Source organism: Streptomyces sp. NPDC033136, from assembly GCF_055578235.1.
Map to the genome: position 1 here is coordinate 47541 of NZ_JBVIPD010000015.1, position 18108 is coordinate 65648.

The 18108-nt window shown below is 69.9% G+C and carries 18 protein-coding genes and 6 pseudogenes; 14 read left to right on the forward strand and 10 right to left on the reverse strand.

Going from position 1 to position 18108, the window contains the following annotated elements:
• Nucleotides 1-6: 6 nt before the first annotated feature.
• A pseudogene (locus ACZ5TL_RS25540) lies at nucleotides 7-443 on the forward strand (mobilization protein); the annotation flags it as partial.
• 377 nt (nucleotides 444-820) lie between these two features.
• On the opposite strand, the gene ACZ5TL_RS25545 reads toward ACZ5TL_RS25540, so the two are convergent.
• Nucleotides 821-1525, reverse strand: coding sequence for a response regulator (locus ACZ5TL_RS25545; RefSeq protein WP_468592624.1), 705 nt, complete (start codon nucleotides 1523-1525; stop codon nucleotides 821-823).
• Between the two features lie 289 nt (nucleotides 1526-1814).
• Here ACZ5TL_RS25545 and ACZ5TL_RS25550 point away from each other — a divergent pair, with 289 nt between their 5' ends.
• From ACZ5TL_RS25550 to ACZ5TL_RS25590, 9 genes are all read left to right on the forward strand, one after another.
• Nucleotides 1815-2093: a hypothetical protein gene (locus ACZ5TL_RS25550; RefSeq protein ID WP_356660482.1), complete on the forward strand. Its 279-nt coding sequence runs from the start codon at nucleotides 1815-1817 to the stop codon at nucleotides 2091-2093.
• Between the two features lie 109 nt (nucleotides 2094-2202).
• A complete protein-coding gene (locus ACZ5TL_RS25555) occupies nucleotides 2203-2763 on the forward strand; it encodes a stage II sporulation protein M (protein ID WP_468592625.1) in 561 nt (186 codons plus the stop codon).
• Nucleotides 2760-3296: a hypothetical protein gene (locus ACZ5TL_RS25560; protein WP_468592626.1), complete on the forward strand. Its 537-nt coding sequence runs from the start codon at nucleotides 2760-2762 to the stop codon at nucleotides 3294-3296. The genes ACZ5TL_RS25555 and ACZ5TL_RS25560 overlap by 4 nt, the downstream gene beginning before the upstream one ends.
• Nucleotides 3297-3439: 143 nt before the next feature.
• On the forward strand, nucleotides 3440-3913 hold the full coding sequence (locus ACZ5TL_RS25565) for a hypothetical protein (protein ID WP_468592628.1): 474 nt from the start codon (nucleotides 3440-3442) through the stop codon (nucleotides 3911-3913).
• 8 nt (nucleotides 3914-3921) lie between these two features.
• Complete coding sequence (locus tag ACZ5TL_RS25570) at nucleotides 3922-5526, forward strand: hypothetical protein (RefSeq protein WP_468592630.1); 1605 nt, start codon at nucleotides 3922-3924, stop codon at nucleotides 5524-5526.
• The gene (locus ACZ5TL_RS25575; protein ID WP_468592631.1) at nucleotides 5523-6140 is read left to right on the forward strand and encodes an ABC transporter ATP-binding protein; all 618 of its coding nucleotides are present in this window, start codon (nucleotides 5523-5525) and stop codon (nucleotides 6138-6140) included. Before ACZ5TL_RS25570 ends, ACZ5TL_RS25575 begins: the two co-directional genes overlap by 4 nt.
• The gene (locus ACZ5TL_RS25580) at nucleotides 6137-7081 is read left to right on the forward strand and encodes an ABC transporter ATP-binding protein (protein ID WP_468592633.1); all 945 of its coding nucleotides are present in this window, start codon (nucleotides 6137-6139) and stop codon (nucleotides 7079-7081) included. The genes ACZ5TL_RS25575 and ACZ5TL_RS25580 overlap by 4 nt, the downstream gene beginning before the upstream one ends.
• A 2-nt stretch (nucleotides 7082-7083) precedes the next feature.
• The gene (locus ACZ5TL_RS25585) at nucleotides 7084-7881 is read left to right on the forward strand and encodes an ABC-2 transporter permease (RefSeq protein ID WP_468592634.1); all 798 of its coding nucleotides are present in this window, start codon (nucleotides 7084-7086) and stop codon (nucleotides 7879-7881) included.
• 127 nt (nucleotides 7882-8008) lie between these two features.
• Nucleotides 8009-8557: a hypothetical protein gene (locus ACZ5TL_RS25590; protein ID WP_468592635.1), complete on the forward strand. Its 549-nt coding sequence runs from the start codon at nucleotides 8009-8011 to the stop codon at nucleotides 8555-8557.
• Between the two features lie 323 nt (nucleotides 8558-8880).
• On the opposite strand, the pseudogene ACZ5TL_RS25595 reads toward ACZ5TL_RS25590, so the two are convergent.
• The 3 pseudogenes from ACZ5TL_RS25595 to ACZ5TL_RS25605 all read right to left on the reverse strand — a co-directional run.
• Nucleotides 8881-9181: pseudogene (locus ACZ5TL_RS25595) on the reverse strand (tyrosine-type recombinase/integrase); the annotation flags it as partial.
• Between the two features lie 141 nt (nucleotides 9182-9322).
• Nucleotides 9323-9460, reverse strand: a pseudogene (locus ACZ5TL_RS25600) (DUF3631 domain-containing protein); the annotation flags it as partial.
• A 323-nt stretch (nucleotides 9461-9783) separates the two neighbouring features.
• Nucleotides 9784-9990, reverse strand: a pseudogene (locus ACZ5TL_RS25605) (RRQRL motif-containing zinc-binding protein); the annotation flags it as partial.
• A 228-nt stretch (nucleotides 9991-10218) separates the two neighbouring features.
• Here ACZ5TL_RS25605 and ACZ5TL_RS25610 point away from each other — a divergent pair.
• Entirely contained in the window at nucleotides 10219-10683 is a 465-nt protein-coding gene (locus tag ACZ5TL_RS25610) for a pyridoxamine 5'-phosphate oxidase family protein (protein WP_468592637.1), read from the forward strand.
• 399 nt (nucleotides 10684-11082) lie between these two features.
• Nucleotides 11083-11880 carry an SDR family oxidoreductase gene (locus tag ACZ5TL_RS25615; RefSeq protein WP_468592638.1) on the forward strand — a complete coding sequence of 266 codons (798 nt, stop codon included), beginning with the start codon at nucleotides 11083-11085 and terminating at the stop codon, nucleotides 11878-11880.
• A 114-nt stretch (nucleotides 11881-11994) separates the two neighbouring features.
• On the opposite strand, the pseudogene ACZ5TL_RS25620 reads toward ACZ5TL_RS25615, so the two are convergent.
• The 4 genes and pseudogenes from ACZ5TL_RS25620 to ACZ5TL_RS25635 form a co-directional block, all read right to left on the reverse strand.
• Nucleotides 11995-12171: pseudogene (locus ACZ5TL_RS25620) on the reverse strand (DUF4037 domain-containing protein); the annotation flags it as partial.
• A gap of 15 nt (nucleotides 12172-12186) precedes the next feature.
• Nucleotides 12187-13083 (reverse strand): aminoglycoside phosphotransferase family protein, encoded by an 897-nt coding sequence (locus tag ACZ5TL_RS25625; protein ID WP_468592639.1) that lies wholly within the window; start codon nucleotides 13081-13083, stop codon nucleotides 12187-12189.
• Nucleotides 13084-13286: 203 nt separating this feature from the next.
• Nucleotides 13287-14270, reverse strand: a complete 984-nt coding sequence (locus ACZ5TL_RS25630; protein WP_468592640.1) for a zinc-binding dehydrogenase — start codon at nucleotides 14268-14270, stop codon at nucleotides 13287-13289.
• Nucleotides 14271-14315: 45 nt separating this feature from the next.
• Nucleotides 14316-14500: pseudogene (locus ACZ5TL_RS25635) on the reverse strand (FAD-dependent oxidoreductase); the annotation flags it as partial.
• A 36-nt stretch (nucleotides 14501-14536) separates the two neighbouring features.
• Between ACZ5TL_RS25635 and ACZ5TL_RS25640 the strand changes: the two are divergent.
• Nucleotides 14537-15214, forward strand: a complete 678-nt coding sequence (locus ACZ5TL_RS25640) for a pentapeptide repeat-containing protein (protein ID WP_468592641.1) — start codon at nucleotides 14537-14539, stop codon at nucleotides 15212-15214.
• A gap of 139 nt (nucleotides 15215-15353) precedes the next feature.
• Here ACZ5TL_RS25640 and ACZ5TL_RS25645 read toward each other — a convergent pair whose 3' ends face one another.
• Nucleotides 15354-15854 carry a hypothetical protein gene (locus tag ACZ5TL_RS25645; RefSeq protein ID WP_468592642.1) on the reverse strand — a complete coding sequence of 167 codons (501 nt, stop codon included), beginning with the start codon at nucleotides 15852-15854 and terminating at the stop codon, nucleotides 15354-15356.
• Between ACZ5TL_RS25645 and ACZ5TL_RS25650 the strand changes: the two genes are divergently transcribed.
• Complete coding sequence (locus ACZ5TL_RS25650; RefSeq protein ID WP_468592644.1) at nucleotides 15844-17295, forward strand: M1 family metallopeptidase; 1452 nt, start codon at nucleotides 15844-15846, stop codon at nucleotides 17293-17295. The two genes, ACZ5TL_RS25645 and ACZ5TL_RS25650, sit on opposite strands and share 11 nt — an antisense overlap.
• A 123-nt stretch (nucleotides 17296-17418) precedes the next feature.
• Here the strand turns inward: ACZ5TL_RS25650 and ACZ5TL_RS25655 are convergent, their stop codons facing one another.
• On the reverse strand, nucleotides 17419-17994 hold the full coding sequence (locus ACZ5TL_RS25655) for a TerD family protein (protein WP_468592645.1): 576 nt from the start codon (nucleotides 17992-17994) through the stop codon (nucleotides 17419-17421).
• Between the last annotated feature and the right edge of the window lie 114 nt (nucleotides 17995-18108).

Sequence of the window (18108 nt, forward strand, 5' to 3'; positions counted from 1 at the left end):
TAGGCCCTGCGCAGCGCGGCACGCGACATCGTGCACACCGCCACCGGCCCCGACGGCAGCGCACCGGCCGCTCTGGTCGCGGCCCTCGTCTGGGCCGCCATCACCGCCGGGCGCTGGCGCGAAGCCAAGCACCACGCCCGCCAGGCCGACGCAGCCCGCCAGGCCGTCCAGCACCTCCAGACAGCCGCCGACCCGGCCTGGCCCGCGCTCGCCACCGTCCTCGCCGCCGCCGAAGCCCGCGGCCACCCACCAGCTCCTCCAAGGAAGCCGCTGCCCAGCCCGATTTGACCAGCGTCCGCCGACCCGCCCGCGTGCTGTTCACCCGCATCCAGCACACTGGCCGCAACCCAGCGCCCAACCGCCATGCCGAGGCCGCCCGCCTGAGTTCGACGAGGGTGGGCTCGATCCCACGCAGTAGAGCCGCAGCCCCCAGCCCGCAGTGACGACACCCATTGAACAGCGGCACGACGGCGCCGGTAGACATCGCGTGGACGCCCGGGTCGGACTGCGTAGCGCTCAGCCTCGGTGTGCGGCGCCGTCCGGCCACACCACGTCCATAGGCATACCCGCCGCCGTCCTGCCGCCCTTGCCGCAATCCTCTACGGTCGACCTGATCCGACCCACGGCATGATGCGACGATTTCGTCCTGGTGGTGGGGAGCCCCGGGCTGAGACGGATGCTGTTGGCGAACCCCGCGCGGCGGGAGCCGAGTGTCCGTACCGTCTCAGCGACACGCCGCGTGCACGGCGTGTCGCTGAGACTCTCGCACCACTTGTCGGCCGTCCGCCGAATTCGCCAACGGCATCTGAGACGCTCCGGGCTACCCGACCATCTCGGAGTGAGCCTGACGAGCAACCGACGCAGTCAAGGTGCCGGGGTCAGGGACTGCGGCCGGTGCTTGGCTGGCGTAGACGGCGGCCTGCACGCGGTTGGCCAGGCCCAGCTTGGCGAGAATGGAACTCACATGATCCTTGACGGTAGTCGGTCGCATGGCGAGTCGGTGGCCGATCTGATTGTTCGACAGCCCGTCAGGGATCAGGTCGAGCACCTCGCGCTCCCGGACGGTGAGCTTGCTCAGGCCAAGGTGAGCCGGCGCATGGTGCTGTTCGCTGTGCGGAATGACGGAGAAGGCACGGGAAGCGACCGTCGATGAGAATGCCGCTCCGCCAGAAGCCAGCAGTCGTACCGCGTTGACCAGAACGCGCGGCGTGGTGTCCTTCAGCAGGTAGCCCACTGCCCCCGCATTCAACGCGGCAGCGATTTCCTGGTCCACCACGTGCCCGGTCAACGCCGCGATCGCCGTCCCCTCGGTGCGACGCTGTAGCTCCGACAGGACGGAGAGCCCGTCGGCATTCGTCATGTGTAGGTCGACCAGGACGACATTCGGTTGGTACCGCAGTGCGGAGGCGACGGTATCCCGACCGTCGCAGGTCCCCAGAACCTCGATGTCAGACTCGGCCTCGAAAATGCGCTGGAGCCCCGAGCGCAGCAGCAGGTCGTCGTCCCCTATCAACACTTGGAGCACGGTTGAGCTTCTCCCCCTTGAAACGGTGAAGGGTCAAGTTCACCGCTGGGCAACTTAGCAGAACTCGTGAAGCAGCAGTGACGTTTTTTCAAGGTGCACAGGTCGGAACGGGAGGCACCCTTCCATCGGAGGGGGTCGAAGAGCGGATGGTGGCACTGGGCCGAGCCGTGGCAGCGTGCTTACCGGCCAGGCAGCGCTGAGCGGAGCGGGCCCGTCCCGCCGTCATCGGGACGGGGCGCCCTGCGCCAGCCTATTGGCCGTTTCCGTTTACGTCTCCTGGAGGAATGTCATGAAGAAGTCCTATGGCCGTGCCGCCGTCGCCGGTGTCGGCGTCGCCGTCGCCGGCAGCGCGCTGCTGATGCTGGGCGTCGTGGCCCCTGCGGTTCTGGTCGGCTACTTCGGTTTCAACGCCGCCAACGCTGGCGCTGCCTACACCGCGATCATGAGCGGCATGAGCATCGCCGCCGCGCTTTCCGTCTTCGGCGGCGTCACCGCGGCCGGCGGATGGGGCCTGTTCCTGCTGCGTCAGGCCGTCGCTGCCGCCGGCAAGAAGGCTGTCGTCAAGTAACCCCTCGGGGGAGGCTGGGTGTTGGGCAGTTGATGCCCATGCACCCGGCCGAACCTCGCGTAACCCCACACCAATCCGACGGAGACAACGACAGGAAGCGGTACGGGACATGCCTGCCATTAGCAGCTGGGCGGTCGGCTGGACGGTCGGCCTCGTACGCAGACAGCGTCTCGCGCTACTGTCCGGCGCGCTCCTCTGGTTCGGCGCCATGGCCGCCGGTGCGGCGATCGGCGTCGGTGAGGGCTCCGGAGTGGAGACGAACCCGGCTCAGCCCGGCCTGGCCACCTGGTGGCACATCTTCAGCGCCAACGCCTCCGTGGCGCTTCTCGCGTTCGGCGGCGTGATCACGCTCGGCGTCTTCACCCTGCTGTTCACCCTGATCTCCGGCACGCTGACGGGGCTGGGGCTCGGCAAGGCATACACCGTGGCCGGTCCGTCCGTGATGGCGGCACACGTACTGCCGCACGCCGTCGTTGAACTCCCCGCCATCGCCGTCGCGGTGGCCGCGGGTATCGCCCCGCTGCCGGCGTTGGTTCGGCACCTCACCGGAGACCGGGTGCAGCGTCCCCGTATCCGGGACGTGTTGACCGACTCGACCGGGCTGCTGTGCATCTGCCTGGTCCTGCTTCTCGTAGCCGCAACCATAGAAACGTGGGTGAGCACCCTGTGAACGCCACCGCACCCCGCCGGACGCAGGCGCTGTCGCTTCTGGCCGTCGCGCCGCTGCTGGCGCTGCTGATGTTCCGGCTGCGTGACGTGTTTCACGACGAGGTCGCCGCAGCGCTGCCGGACGCGACCGAGCAGGAAGTCAGCCTGGGCACATGGGCCGCGGTCGCCGCAGGTTCGGTGCTCAACGTCCTCGTGTACACAGCGGGGGTCCTGCTCATCGCGGCGGCCACGGCAGGGTTGTGCCGGGGGCTGGGATGCGACGTGGAGTTCCGACGTCTGCGGCATCTCGTCGGTGGCGTGTTCGCGCTGTATCTGGTGGCGCGTACAGTCGTGTTGGTCGCCCTGACCTTCACTCCGGTACCGAGTGCGAGCCTGATGGACTGGTTGACCCGCCCCGATCCGGGGCTGCTGCTCCTCGCCCTCGCCACCGGCTGGGTGCTGCGGAAGGCGGCTCCCGAACTCGGCGCGCTGCGGGTCGGGGGCTGTGCCGTCACGCCTCCGTTTTTGCTGGCGCTGGCTCAGATCGTGCTCTAGGTGGCTGGTGTCAGCGGAAGGATTCCCATTGTGATGCAGGCGATTTTGGGGAGAAATGCCTATCTTCGAGTCGAATGTCGTCTCGCTATCTGCCGACTCGCAAAACACCAGCCACCTGGCGTCCTTCAGGAGACTTTGTGCCCATGACGGAACAAGACGAGAAACGAGTGGAGAAGCCGGACGGCCAGCAACCAGGGAAGCAGGGAAGTCCCCTGGTATGGAGTCGGCGCGTGCTGCCCGCCGCGGCCGCGTTCACGACCCTCGTCGGCTGGGCGCGGGCAGCCGTCTACGCTTCCAGCCGTGACGACGTTGTCACCGCCGTCCACACATCGTCGCAGGTGACCGAGTCCGCGCGGGCGACCGTCGTCCAGATCCAGGACGCCATGCAGTACGCGTGGATCGGCTTCCCGCTCGTGCTGGTCCTGCTCGCGTTCATCGCCGCCATTCTCAAGACGGGGCAGGCTCTGCTGATCGCGATCAGCGGCTGCGTCGGTTCGTTCCTCGCCATGGCCGGCATGCTGTTGCCGTCCACGGGGATCCTGATTGCCCTCGCCGGAGCGTTCTTCGTCGGGACCATCGCGACCGTCGGCGCCGCGTTGCTGCCCGGAAGGACCTGAACTCCCTGATGGCATCTCCCTTTCTGCGGGGATCGTTCCACTTGGCTCTGACCGACCAGCGCCGTTCCCTGAACCTGCTGCAGGGACGCCCCACGCCCCGCTGGGCGCTGGTCGCGGTCGCCTGCTGCTATGCCCTCGGCGCGCTGGTCGGCCTGGCGGCGGCTGCCGGAGTCGGTGCCCTGGCCGGGCATTTCCTGCCCGCGCGGGAGGTGGACGTCGCGCGCGTCACGGCGTACGGATGGATGCCCGTGGTCGCCGCCCTTGTGGCGCTGGCGGCGTCGGTGCGGCTCGGTCAGGTTCGGCAGGTGATGTTCCCGAGCGACTTTCATGTGCTGCGCACTCTGCCGGTGAGCGCCGGGCAACTGCTGTTCGTACGGCTCGTCGCCCCCGCCCTGCTGTCCCTGGCCGGCGTAGGCGTGGCCGGGACCGTCTTCCTGACGTTCTGGCTGGAAGGGCCGCCCGCGGAACTCACGGTCGCCCTGGTGTGGGGCACGGTCGCCCTGGGCGGTGCGGCGCAACTGGCCGTCGCGGCCGGGTATCTGCTGATCCCGGTGCGGGCTGCGCAGCTCCGTACGCTCGTACTCGTCGCGGTCGCGGGGGTCGTGCTCGGGACAGCCACTGTTCCGCTCGCCCGAGTGCTCCTGCCCGTGGGCGGCAAGGAGGACACGGCGACCGTACTCTCCCGACTCGGCGTGGACACGCTCACCGGGCTGCGCCCCGCCTGGTGGGACGCCCTGCTCGAGGGCGGCGCCGTCCCGGTCCTCGCGGCGATGTGGCTGCCCGCCGCTGCCCTCGGCGCCCTCGCCGCCCTCGGGTTCGTACGGGCGGGGCACGGGCGGGTTCTGCGCGAGGCGGACCCGCATGGGACGCGGGTGCATGGGCGCCCCGAGAGCTTCCGCCCGGGCCGCTCGCCCGCCGCACTGATCGCTGCCAAGGAGATCCGGAGCATCCTGCGGGGGGCGCACACGCTTACCGGCGGGCTGCGCCGGGTCGCGTTCGGCGCGGTCCTGCTGCTGGGCGTCGGGGTGGGTCATCTTCTGCCGGGCGGGGACGGCTTGCCGGGGCTGCCCCTCACCGGAGCGGTGGGCGTGGTGGTCGGCATGGCGGCGCTGGCCTCGGACGAGGCTGTCCAGACGTCGGGCCTGGAGGCCGAGCGGGGCTGCGCCGATCTGCTGCTGCAGTCCCCGCTGCCCTACGGGGCGCTGCTCGCAGGAAAGATCGTCGCGTTCGCCGGGGTGGTGGCCGTGCTGACCGCCCCGGCCGTTGCCGGATGGCTGCTGCTGTTCCGGGACCCCGCGTTGCCGCTGGCCGCCGGATGGCTCGCCGCGTGCGTCGCGAGCGGTGCTGCCGCGGTGGTGACAGCACTTGCCGTACCGGCCGCCGAGAGCGCCGCGCAGACCCGGATCAACAGGTCCGGGACGGCGGATCTGCTCCAGCCGCTGCTGACCGCGGCGCTGATGGCACCCGCGCTGCTGACCACATCGCTGCTCGCGAAGTCCCCGCTCGCCGCTGCTGTCCCGCTTGCCGTCACCTTCGTCGTCCTCGTCGCCGTCGTGCGGTGGCTGGCAGGTCAGGACCGGCTGCCGCGGAAGTCATGGAGGAAGCACGCGTGATACGTACGAAAGACCTGACCGTACGGTTCGGGGAGAAGGTCGCCGTCGACCGGGCCGACCTGCACGTCGGCGAGGGTGAGGTCGCTTTGCTGTCCGGGGCCAACGGCTGCGGCAAGTCCACACTGCTGCGGGTTCTCGCCGGGCTCTTGGAACCGTCCTCAGGGAGCGCGGAGATTGCCGGACAGGCACCGGACACCGCCGCCGTGCGGGCGCTGCGCGGTTTCGTCCAGGACGATCCGCCGCTGTACGAGTACCTGACGTCCCATGAACACCTGGCGTTCGCTGCACGGCTGTGGGGCGTACCAGTCGAGGACAGCCTCGCGCTGCTGGCACGCTTCGGTGCCGAGGACTGGGCGGGCACACTCATCCGGGACCTGTCCCTGGGCACCCGCAAGAAGGTCGGGCTGGCGGCGGCGCTCACTCACCGTCCCCGACTGCTGCTCCTGGACGAGCCGTTCAACGGCCTGGACGCCGGCTCCTGCGACGAACTCGCGCTCTTGCTGAAGGAAGCCCGCGACGACGGGCGCACCGTCCTCCTGACCGCCCACGAGCCGCAGCATGTCGAACAGCTGCTGGACCGCCGTATCTTTCTGGACCGCCGGGAGCACGCATGATCGAGGCCGCAAGCCTCACCAAACACTACGGAAGCCGCACCGCGGTGTCCGATCTCACCTTCACGGTGCGACCGGGCCGGGTGACCGGCTTCCTGGGACCCAACGGCGCGGGCAAGTCCACCACCATGCGCATGATCCTGGGCCTGGACCGACCGACTCGCGGCACCGCCACTGTGGCGGGCCGGCGCTGCGCCGACTTCGCCGACCCGCTGCGCGAGGTGGGCGCGCTCCTCGACGCCGGCGCGATCCACGGCGGCCGTACCGCCCGCAATCACCTGCTCCAGCTCGCGCAGAGCAACCGCATCACCGCCGCCCGGGTCGACGAGGTGCTTGGTCTCGTCGGCCTCGCCGCCGCCGCGAACCACCGCGTCAAGGGTTTCTCGCTGGGGATGAGGCAGCGCCTGGGTATCGCCGCCGCGCTGCTGGGAAACCCGCCGGTGCTGATCCTCGACGAGCCGGTCAACGGGCTCGACCCGGAGGGCATCCACTGGATCCGGCATCTGCTGCGGGACTTGGCGAAAGAGGGGCGTACGGTCCTGGTCTCCAGCCATCTGATGAGCGAAATGGCCCTGTCCGCCGATCACCTGATCGTCATAGGCAAAGGACGGCTGCTCGCCGACATGCCGATGGCCGCGTTCGTGGATCGGCACTCGCGGCAGGTGGTGCGCGTCGCTACACCCCACCCGGCGGACCTGGAGCCGTTGCTGAAGGGCGCGGACCTGGAGTACGAGGCGGTGGAGTCCGCCCCGGACCACGGCGTGTTCGAGGTACGTGATGCCCGGGCGGCGACGATCGGCGACCTGGCGGCGGGAGCCGGGGTGACGCTGCACGAACTGTTCACCCGGCGGGCGTCGTTGGAGGACGCCTACCTGACACTGACCGCGGACTCCACCGAGTACCGCATCGGTGCCGATGCCCAACGCCCCCGGGACGGAGCCTGACCATGACAGAGACAACGATGACCGGTCGGGGAAAGGTCACAGCGGTGCTGCTCTCCGAGCTCACCAAGCTCCGTACCGTCCGCTCGACCGCATGGACCCTGTTCTCCGCGTTCGCGGTCACCGTCCTGCTCGCTCTCTGCATCTCGCTGCTGTCCCGGTACGCCTCCGGGCAGCTTTCCTCGGGGGAGGGCGCGAGCCCCGCCGGGGACCCGGTGTTCACCAGCTTCGCGGGGATGGTGCTGGGGCAGCTCGCGATGGTCGTGTTCGGGGTGCTGGCGGTGTCCGGAGAGTACAGCAGCGGCTTGATCAGCACGTCGCTGCACGCCGTGCCGCGACGAGGTCTGCTGCTCGGCTGCAAGGCCGCCGTCGTGGGCGGGGCCGCCCTGCTCACCGGGCAGGTGACGTCGTTCACCGCGTACGGAGTGGGGCAGGCAGCCCTCGGCCCGTACGGCACCTCGCTCGGGGAGCCGGGCGTGCTGCGTGCCGTGTTCGGGGCAGGGCTGTACATGGCGCTGCTCGCGGTGTTCGCGATGGGCGCGGCGACCGTACTGCGCAGCCCTCTGCTCGCGCTGGGACTGCTGATGCCGTTCTTCTTCCTGGTCTCGCCGATCCTGGGGTCGCTGCCGAAAACGCAGACGGTCGCGCAGTACTTCCCGGACTCGGCGGGCATTCGGATCGCGCAGGTCGAGCAACTGCCGGGCACTCTCGGGCCGTGGACCGGTCTTGGCATCCTGGTGCTGTGGACCGCGGGCGCGGTGGCGGTCGGGGTCGTGGCGCTGCGGAGCAGGGACGCCCGCTGATCATGTGAGCTCCGGCTGGGCGTATGAGCTGAGGCACGTTCTCGCGTGCGGATCACGCTGCGGGGCAGGTACCGGCGCGGGCGGCTTTGGAGTTCCCTGTATGCGGCGTCACCGGTGGGACCACGACATGCACTCTGATCTGGGGAGACGGGATCTGAGAAACCCGGACAAGATCCACGGCAAACGGTTCACACGCCGCTGTGCGACCCTTCTCGTCCCGATCCTGTCTGCTGCTTTCGTCGTTGGGTGCAGTAGTGACTCTGAGGATAGGGACGAGCCGTCGCAGAATCCCAAACCGAGCGCTTCGCCCTCTGGAACAAGTGACCAGAGGAAGATTCTGGAGAAGCGGGCGGAAGAGGCGTTAGGGATGGGGGAGGCGGACGAAACGGGCGACTTGTTCGTAGAGTCGGGATTGGAGCGCGCAAGCGACGGAATCCACACCCGCCCGGCCTTGTCGAATGGAAAGTCCTACACGCTGGCGGTTGTCTGCTCGGGAGCAGGGGACGTCCGCCTCACCGTGACCGTGAAACGCCCGGCACGGCAGACCGTGGCGTGCGACAGCGTCCCAGTCCGTCAACGTATTACGGATGTCCCGGCACAGATCGAGATCGACGTCGATGGCCTTGCGGGATCATCCGGAATCATTGGTTGGCGGATCGATGAACTAGCCAAGTAGGCATCTGCAACCGGCTGCGTTCCACATCAAGCTCTTTGAGGCGGAGCGCCGATGCGTGCACGGTGGAGAGCTGCGTCGACCAATCCCGCCGACCGTACGCATGCAACAAGTTGCGAGTGGTTCGGGACCCTTGCTGCCGCTTGGGCGAGCCGTCCTTCAAAGTAGGAGGACCTGTCTGCGGCGATGACTCACGCTTCGCGGACTCCGGCGGACACCCCGGAGCAAGATCGGGCGACCTGTCATGCGTAGGCCGTCGGTTCGAATCCGACAGGGGGCTCTCCTGGGACCCTAGGTCAGATGCACTCTGGCCTGGGGTTTCGTCGTCAGCGGATGCGGATGCGGATGCGGCGGCGCCGGGCGGGGGCCGCGCGGGTGTCGGCGGTCTCAGTCCTGGTCTCAGTGGGGCCTGGAAACGGGGTCGACGGCGCGGGTACGAAGAGCTCGCCCATGCGTCGCATGGCGTCCTTGGACAGGTGGGATCGGCCCTTCACGTACCGCCGGGTGTGGCTGATCTGGGTGTGTCGGAGGATCTCCATAATCGCGGGCATGTCCACGCCCAGCTCGTTGAGAACGGTGCCGGCCCGCGCGTGGGTCAAGCGGGCGTCCGTCCGGCCGTGAGAACACGCTGCCACGGTTCGCGTTGCAGCCCGAGCACCTGGAGCGGATGTACCGGCCTTGGTGATGGGGTTGGCCTCGATCTCGTCGATGCTCGGCGGGTCCACGAGCGTGGCCACGTTCTCGCCGACGATGCGGTGGCTCTGACCTGCCCGGAAGCGGAGGTGGCGGAAGTAGCGGACTTTCGGCGGGGGGTGGGCAGTAGCGCTGCCACGCGTCGTGCAGATCGCTCGCGTCGTAGCCCTTCATGACGCTGCCGCCTGCCTTGATGCTGCGGGCTGCGACGGGGGTCGGCTGCCATCTCGGCTTCGAGTCGGTTGAGGAGTTCGTTCTCGTCGTCGGGGTGCTTCACTGAGATTCCCTTCCGATGGGAGGAAGGCGGGGCCGGTTCGTCGCTGTAGGAGGTGGACGGACGGACCCCGGGGAAGGCCGCTACGGTTCTGGGTATGGGTTGGGGATCCGAGATCCGGACGCGGCCGTGCAAGTGGTGCAATGCGCCGGTCCAACAGCCGCACAGCCGTTGGCGCAGGCGGAGTTTCTGCAGCAAGGCGCATCGCAGGAGAAACCGCGCCCTGGATGCCGTGCTGAACTTGCTGGACCTGTAGCGGTCAGGCGGCCCGCTTGCCCGGCGTCATCGGGCGGACCGGCTTGGCACGGTCGACGCGGTAGAGGTAGGCGACCAGTGGGCCGCGCCGGTAGCGCGGGCGCAGCACCCGAGCCGCGATCGGCTGCCCGCCCGGACGTAAGCCACGGGCGCGCAGTCGGCGGCGCGTGGCCGGCCCGTCGGGGGCGTAGCGCCACGGGTAGGTGGAAACCAGCGGGTTCGCAGAATCTGAAGGCAGCCTGGTCGGGAAGGCACTGGCGGAGGGTGGGTCATCACCCGGGGAGGCACGCGGGTTCACCTGGGATGACGGCTTCGACTGCGCTCGGCTGATGGTCAGTGCGGTGTGTGAGCCTTGCGGGCATGAGTCGGCGTGTTGCGAAAGTGGGCGTTGGGCTTATGGAGTCCATGAAATTGCTGGACGGCCAGGGATGTTGATCACTTCATGACTCAACGACCAGCGCCTCGCGCACTGTCCGACGAAGCCCTCTCCAGCCTGCTTGGCCAGCAGCAGTTCGGCACGCTCGCCACCATCAAGCGCAGTGGCCACCCCCACCTGACAACCATGGCGTACAGCTGGGACCCAGGAGCGCGCATTTTGCGGTTCTCGACCACGGCCGACCGGGTCAAAGTCCAGCACCTGCGGCGCAACCCACGTGCGGCGCTGCACGTGTCAGGCGGCGACGTGTGGTCGTTTGCCGTGGCTGAAGGCGAGAGCGTGGTCTCTGAGAGCACGACTGTTCCTGGGGACGCGGTCGGGCAGGAACTGCTCGGGATGATCCCGAAGGCAGGGAGGCCCGAAGATGAAGCTGCGTTCCTGGAAGAGTTGGTTGCCGAGCGCCGGGTGGTCATCCGGATGAAGGTGGACCGGCTGTACGGCACGGTGCTCGACATCGACGGGCGTAGGTAGTCGGTTCGAATCCGACAGGGGGCTCCGAGGAACCCAGGTTAGATAGCTGCTGACCTGGGGTTTTTCTGTTACTCGGGGCATGGCACGTCACCCGCCCGGGCTGCCGTGGGACGGCCTGCGTGAGCGGGGGCGTCCTATTTCTTGGGTTTCTTCCGCCGGACCATCTTCTTGCCTTCGGCCGGGACCAGCTCGGCCGTGGCCTCGGCGGCGCTCTTGCCTGGCGTGGGGCAGAACGCTTCATGGTGACGTCAGGTAGGGGAACTGTCTGAAAACCTGGCCGATCTGCACCCTCGGTGCCGCGTGGTGGTGACCCGGCCCGTGCGCGTTCAGGTGGGGAGCGTGGAGCATGCCCGAGAAAGTCGGGTGCTGTGTGAGGGGCGGCACGCCAGGATGGGGATCATGAGTGGCGGGACGCGCGTGGGGAGTCAGCAGGACGTGGCAGAGGCGGGATGCCCGCTTGCTTTGGTGACGGGGGCGGGACGTTCGGCCGGGATCGCGGCGTCCGTGGTACTTGATCTGGCCCGGGCCGGGTGGGACGTGGCCTTCACCTACTGGACCCCTTATGACGCACGGATGCAGTGGGGCGTAGAGCTCGGGGCGCCCGGAGAGTTGCAGCAGCAGGTGGCGTCCCTCGGGGCGAGAACGCTCGCGGTCGAGGCGGACCTGAGCGACCCGACTGTGCCGACTCAGCTCTTCGACAGCGTCGAGAGCGAACTGGGAAATGTCACCGCGCTGGTGCTCTGCCATTGCGAATCGGTCGACTCCGGCCTGTTGGACACCACCGTGGAGAGCTTCGACCTGCACTTTGCGGTGAATGCACGGGCAACGTGGCTGCTGATCCGTGAGTACGGACTGCGATTCCGCGGGCAGCACGGAAGCGGGCGGATCGTCAGCCTGACCAGTGATCACACCGCTGGCAACCTGCCCTACGGGGCGAGCAAGGGGGCGATGGACCGGATCACGCTGGCCGCCGCCCGCGAGCTCGCCCATCTGGGGGTGACCTGTAACGCGATCAATCCCGGGCCGACCGACACTGGGTGGATGACCGAGGAACAAAAGGCGGACATGATCCGCTTCACGCCTCTGGGGCGCCTCGGTGTGCCGCAGGACTGCGCGAATCTGGTCACGTTCCTCTGCTCGGCGGAGGGCGGATGGATCAACGCCCAGCTTCTCCAGAGCAACGGCGGTCTTGGGTAGTCAAGTGCATGAGGCATGACTGACGGGCGCTTCCGGCTGGCGACGTCGGCGGCGTAGGTGGCCCAGTCGCCGGCTGAGAGACGTTGCCGGGCGACGTCGGTGGTGGATCCCCGGGAAGAGCTGGAGGCGTGGGCCCCACTCGTGGTCGGCCGAGCGCGGGGTGTCGTAGCCGAGGGCCTCGGAGCCGTTGCCCAGGCGGGCGGCGGAGTGGGGGAGGCCGGGCAGGGCCTCGTCCAGGAGGGGGCGTACGGCCTCGGTGTAGAAGCGGCGGGAGAGATCCAGGCCGGGCAGGAACGACGGCGCCGGTCAGCTCCCGTGGGCGCGCAGACGGCGGGCGATCTCCAGCTGGGCGTCGTCCAGCGGGCGGCCGTCCTCGATGTCCCACAGGGAGTTCTGCAGGAGGCGGCCGAGGGTCCAGGCCCGGGCGCGGGGGCGGTCCAGGGCGAGGATGTCCGTCATGGCGTCGAAGCGCCAGAGGATGTCGCCGGGGTCGTAGCGGTTGGCGAGGGCCGGCCACAGCTCGAAGCCGGGGTCGCCCGCGAGGGGCTTGGGGTCGATCGCGAGCCAGGGGGCGCGGTCGGAGGCGAGGACGTTCTCGTCGTGGAGGCCCCAGTGGAGGAGGTGGTCGCCCGGCTCGTCGGCGACCTCGCGCAGCGCAGCCGCGCAGTCGGCGACGAGACGGCGGGCCTCCGGGTCGGGGACGCGGTCGAGGGCCCGGGGGGTCCGGTCGAGCATGGCCCGGGCGATGTCGCCGAGGCGGCGCATGCCGGGCGGGGCGGGGAAGGAGGTGAGGTGGGCGAGGAGTTCGGCGAGGGTGACGACGGCCTGGTGGGGGTCCGGGACGTGGGAGAGCATCCGGGTCTCGTCGAGACGCTCCAGCAGCATGGTGCCGGTGGTCTCGTCGTGGTCGAGGAGACGGACGGCTCCGTCGCCGTTCCAGGCGCGCAGCGCGGCCGGTTCGCCCTCGCTCTCCTCGTCGACGCTCTGGAGCTTGAGGACCGCGGGCGTTCCGTCGCGGCGCAGGACCGGGAGGACCAGGGCGGCCACGCCGTGCATGGGTGGTCCGTCGGGTTTCAGTTCCCAGTGGCCGAGGAAGCGGGCCGTCAGGTCCGGCAGTGCGGTGATGAAGGCGCGGCCCGCCTCGCCGTTGAACCTCTCCTGTGAGGCCGCCAGTTCCCGGGGGATGTCGATCACCCTGGGCACGGTAGTGGGCGGGTGCGGGGCGGGGCATGTGAATTCCGGGCGGGGGACTTCCCGGCGGCGGAGTCCGGGCGGTGGAGTTCCGGGCGGCGGGGGTGGTCACCCGGCGGGCCTGCCTGGTCTGACCGGGCCTGTCCGGGCCGGGCCGGGGGGCGGGTGAGGAGGGGCCCGCGGTGGCGGCGGTTTTTTCCGGTCCGCCCACGTGGTCACGGCTCCAGGACTACCTTTCCGGTCGTGCCGCGGGTCTCCAGTGCGCGGTGCGCGGCCGCGGCCTCGGCGAGCGGGAAGCGCTGCACGGCCGGGACGAGCCGCCCGGCGGCGGCCTCGGTGAGGGCGCGCATTTCGAGGGTGCGGATCGGGTCGGGGCCGCCGGCCTTCCCCAGCATCACCGGGCCGAGGACCTCCTCGGAGATCCCGTCGACGAGGTAGGGCCCGCCGTTCTGTATGCCCTCGCCGGACCAGCCGAAGACGATGTGCTTGCCGCCGGGGCCGAGGAGGGCGACGGCCTCGCGGGCCACGTCGCCGCCGACGCCGTCGAAGACGACGGTCGCGGTCCGGCCGCCGAGATGGGCACGGACCTTCGCGGGCCAGGCGGGGTCCTTGTAGTCGACGGCGAGATCGGCGCCGCCCGCCTGGACGCAGGCGGCCTTTTCCGGACCGCCCGCGAGTCCGACGACGGTGGCCCCGGCGTTCTTGGCGTACTGCACGAGGAGCGTGCCGATGCCTCCGGCCGCTGCCGGGACGATCACCATCGAGCCGGGGCCGAGGTCGGCGAACTGGAGGATCCCCATGGCCGTCCGGCCCGTGCCGATCATGGCGACTGCCGCGGCGAAGTCCAGGTTTCCGGGGATCTCGTGCACGCGCTCGGCCTCGGTGACGGCCAGTTCGGCGTAGCCGCCCGGGACGAAGCCGAGGTGGGCGACGACCCGCTTGCCGAGCCACCGTCCGGCCACGCCCTCGCCCAGGGACTCGACGACTCCGGCGATCTCGCGGCCGGGGATGGTCGGCAGGGGCGTCCGCTCGTTCGCCGGTCCTCCCCGTATGCCCTCGCGCAGGGCGGTGTCCAGCAGGTGCACACCTGCCGCGCGTACGGCGATACGGACCTGTCCGGGGCCCGGGCGAGGATCCTCGGCCTGCTCGTAGGTGAGATTCTCGGCCGGGCCGAAGGAGTGCAGACGGATGGCGTGCACAGGAGGCTCCTCGCGTCGTCGTGGTCTGCGCCCCAGTCTTCGACCTCAAGCTTGCTTGAGGTCAAGCTCCCGCCGCCCGAGCGCCAGGGACACCGCCGTCGGGGTGCGAAGGAGACCTCCGAGAGCACGCCGGGGCTGGTGCCGGGCGGAACGACCGTGTCCGTACGGGTGCCTGCCACGGACTCGCGCCGCCAGGTGACTCGCTCGCGCCGGTCCGGGAAGCCCAGGTCAGGGCGGTTGTCAGTGGTCGGGTGCAGCATGAGGGGATGGCGAGGAGAGCGGCGGCTGGTACGGGTGTGAAGGGCGCGCGGCGACCGGAGGTGCGGCTGCCCGTGCTGGAGCCGTACGAGGGCGGTGAGCTGGAGCCGGACGGGGACTACGACGGGCTGGAGTTCCGGGAGACCGGCCTCGGCGGGCAGGACGGGTCGGGTGCGCGCTTCATGGACTGTGCGCTCACGGGGTGCGCGCTGGACGGGACGCGGCTGCGGCACGCCCGCGTGCTGGACTCGGCTCTCACCGGAGTCCGGGGCGTCGGCACGGATCTCGCCGAGGCGACCCTGCGGGACGTGGAGCTGACCGACGCCCGCCTCGGCGGACCGCAGTTGCACGGGGCGGTGCTGGAGCGGGTGCTGATCCGCGGCGGCAAGATCGATTATCCGAACCTGCGTACGGCCCGCCTCAGAGACGTCGTCTTCGAGGGCTGTGTCCTGGTCGAGCCGGACTTCGGCGGGGCCCGCCTGGAGCGGGTGGAGTTCGTCGACTGCGCGGTGAAGGGGGCCGACCTCCATGCGGCGACCCTCACGGACGTCGACCTGCGCGGGGCCGCGTCGCTGGAGATCAGCCGCGGGCTGGACCGGCTGTCGGGAGCGGTGATCAGCACGGCGCAACTGCTGGATCTGGCGCCGGTGCTGGCGGCGCAGTGGGGCATCAGGGTGGAGGACTGACCACGCCTTCACCTCTCCCGTGCCGGCTCCCGTTCCCGCCGCTTGGGGGCAGGCGTGGGACTGGTGCGGGGCGATGAGCGTAGACCGGGCGCGGGTCCACCTCGTGACTCGGCAGGCGGCAGTGCGCTCGGCCACCGCGTCAGCGGACCCGGGGAAAGCGGGCCTGCAGGGTCCAGATCGCCGGGTTCTCGGCGAGGTCGTCGTGCAGATCGGTGAGGTCGGCGATCAGGTCGTGCAGGAAGTCCCGGGCCTCGCGGCGCAGTTCGCTGTGGGAGACGGTGAGCGGGGGCTCCTCCGCACGCATCCAGTCGGCCTCGATGTCCACCCATCCGAAGCGGCGCTCGAAGAGCATCCGGTCGGTCGACTCGGTGAAGTCCAGCTCCGCCCGCTGCGGCCGGGAGGCCCGGGAGCCCGCCGGGTCCCGGTCGACGCGCTCCACGATGTCGCACAGCGCCCACGCGAAGTCGAGCACCGGCACCCATCCCCAGGCCGTGGACACCTCGTGGTCGGTCTTGGTGTCCGCCAGGTAGACGTCGCCGCAGAACAGGTCGTGCCGCAGGGCGCGGACGTCCGCGCGGCGGTAGTCGGTCTGGGGCGGGTCGGGGAAGCGGTTGGAGAGGGCGTAGCCGATGTCGAGCACGCAGGTGATGGTGTCACGCGACCGTAGGATCGCCACCGTGGCCCGATCTGTACGACTTGTTCCCGCCCTGCTCGCCTCCGCTCTCGCCCTCGCCGGATGCGGCGGCGGAGTGCACGGCACCCCGGGCGGTTCCGGCGTGCGCGACCCGTACTTCCCGAAGGCGGGCAACGGCGGTTACGACGTCGCCCACTACGGCCTGCGCCTCGCCTACGACCCGGACGCCCACCATCTCACCGGCACGGCCACCCTCACCGCACGGGCCACCCAGGACCTCTCCGCCTTCAACCTCGACCTGCTCGGCATGGAGGTCTCGAACGTCACCGTCGGCGGTGCGACCGCCCGCTGGAACCGCGCCGGGCAGGAGCTCACCGTCCGGCCCGGCGAGGACATCGACCGGGACGAGACGTTCCGGGTGACCGTCGGCTACTCCGGGGCGCCCCAGACCGTGACCGACCCGGACGGCTCACAGGAGGGCTGGCTGCGCACCACGGACGGGGCGCTCGCGCTCGGCGAACCGACGGGGTCGATGGCGTGGTTCCCCGGCAACCACCACCCCTCCGACAAGGCGGCCTACGACCTGACGGTGACCGTGCCGCAGGGGCTGCGGGCAGTCTCCAACGGGGAGTTGCGCAGCGAGAGGACCGCGCGAGGCCGTACGACGTTCGTGTGGCGCACCGCCGAGCCGATGGCGAGCTACCTCGCCGTACTCGCGATCGGCCGCTTCGACATCAGCCGTTCCAAGGCGGGGGGCGGACTGCCCGTGTACACAGCCGTCGATCCGGCGGAGGCGGAGGCGAGCCGGCCGGTGCTCGGGCGGATTCCCGAGGTGCTGCGCTGGGCGGAGCGGAGGTTCGGGCCGTACCCCTTCTCATCCACCGGCGCGATCGTCGACCACGCGGCCGACACCGGCTACGCCCTGGAGACCCAGAACCGCCCCGTCTTCCCCGGCGCCCCCGACATCACCCTCCTCGTCCACGAACTCGCCCACCAGTGGTACGGCGACTCCGTCTCGCCGGAGAGCTGGCGGGACATGTGGCTCAACGAGGGCTTCGCGACGTACGCGGAGTGGCTGTGGGAGGAGGACCACGGCGGGCGGAGCGCGCAGGAGACCTTCGACGCGCTGTACTCCGGCGACTACTTCGACACGGCGGAGGCCGGCGAGGCCGTCTGGGCGTTCCCCCCGGCTCGGCCGCCGACCGCCGCGCGGATCTCCGACCCGCCCGTGTACTGGCGGGGCGCGATGGTGCTGCAGAAGGTCCGTCAGACCGTCGGGGACGACACGTTCCGGCGCGTTCTGCGGGGGTGGGCGGAGCGTTATCGGCACGGGAACGCCGACACGGCCGACTTCACGGCGTACGTCGAGGAGCAGGCGCCCGGGGAGGACTTCGACGGGATCTGGGAGGACTGGCTGTACGGGGAGGGGAAACCGGAGCGGGCCTGAGGGCGCTTCAGGGGGCGGTGAGTTCCTTGCGCGGCACCGCGCACCGGCGTTCCATCCGCACACGGGGAAGCCCCCGGGCCGGTCGACCGGTCCGGGGGCTCCTGCCACAGGTGAGGGCGTCCGTCAGACGCTCACACCGAAGTCCTGGGCGATGCCGACCAGGCCCGAGGCGTAGCCCTGGCCGACCGCGCGGAACTTCCACTCGGCGCCGTTGCGGTACAGCTCGCCGAAGACCATGGCCGTCTCGGTGGCCGCGTCCTCCGACAGGTCGTAGCGGGCGATCTCGGCGCCGCCGGCCTGGTTGACGATGCGGATGTAGGCGTTGCGCACCTGGCCGAAGTTCTGCGAGCGGTTCTCGGCGTCGTAGATCGAGACCGGGAAGACGATCTTGTCGATGTCGGCCGGGAGGGCGGCGAGGTCGACGTTGATCGCCTCGTCGTCGCCGGCGCCCTCACCCGTGCGGTTGTCACCGGTGTGGACGATCGTGTTGTCCGGGGTCTGCTTGTTGTTGAAGAAGACGAAGTGGGCGTCCGAGTAGACCCTGCCCTGCGTGTTGACCGCGATCGCGGACGCGTCGAGGTCGAAGTCCGTGCCGGTGGTGGTGCGGACGTCCCAGCCGAGGCCCACGGTGACGGCGGTCAGGCCCGGAGCCTCCTTGGTGAGCGAGACGTTGCCACCCTTGGACAGGCTTACAGCCATTGTTGGGAGTCCCTTCCCTCGTGTACGTACGGCAAAAGCTACAGCTACCCCTCTGAACGTCGAGGGACGTACGCGAGGTTCCAGGTCCCTTTACTTTCTTTACCCCCGATATTC

Coding starts and splice junctions, on each gene's coding strand:
- ACZ5TL_RS25655 (WP_468592645.1), bottom strand. CDS start 17,994: ATGGCTGTAAGCCTGTCCAAGGGTGGCAACGTCTCGCTCACCAAGGAG.
- ACZ5TL_RS25610 (WP_468592637.1), top strand. CDS start 10,219: ATGACTCAACGACCAGCGCCTCGCGCACTGTCCGACGAAGCCCTCTCC.
- ACZ5TL_RS25585 (WP_468592634.1), top strand. CDS start 7,084: ATGACAGAGACAACGATGACCGGTCGGGGAAAGGTCACAGCGGTGCTG.
- ACZ5TL_RS25555 (WP_468592625.1), top strand. CDS start 2,203: ATGCCTGCCATTAGCAGCTGGGCGGTCGGCTGGACGGTCGGCCTCGTA.
- ACZ5TL_RS25590 (WP_468592635.1), top strand. CDS start 8,009: ATGCACTCTGATCTGGGGAGACGGGATCTGAGAAACCCGGACAAGATC.
- ACZ5TL_RS25615 (WP_468592638.1), top strand. CDS start 11,083: ATGAGTGGCGGGACGCGCGTGGGGAGTCAGCAGGACGTGGCAGAGGCG.
- ACZ5TL_RS25550 (WP_356660482.1), top strand. CDS start 1,815: ATGAAGAAGTCCTATGGCCGTGCCGCCGTCGCCGGTGTCGGCGTCGCC.
- ACZ5TL_RS25640 (WP_468592641.1), top strand. CDS start 14,537: ATGGCGAGGAGAGCGGCGGCTGGTACGGGTGTGAAGGGCGCGCGGCGA.
- ACZ5TL_RS25650 (WP_468592644.1), top strand. CDS start 15,844: ATGTCGAGCACGCAGGTGATGGTGTCACGCGACCGTAGGATCGCCACC.
- ACZ5TL_RS25565 (WP_468592628.1), top strand. CDS start 3,440: ATGACGGAACAAGACGAGAAACGAGTGGAGAAGCCGGACGGCCAGCAA.
- ACZ5TL_RS25580 (WP_468592633.1), top strand. CDS start 6,137: ATGATCGAGGCCGCAAGCCTCACCAAACACTACGGAAGCCGCACCGCG.
- ACZ5TL_RS25570 (WP_468592630.1), top strand. CDS start 3,922: ATGGCATCTCCCTTTCTGCGGGGATCGTTCCACTTGGCTCTGACCGAC.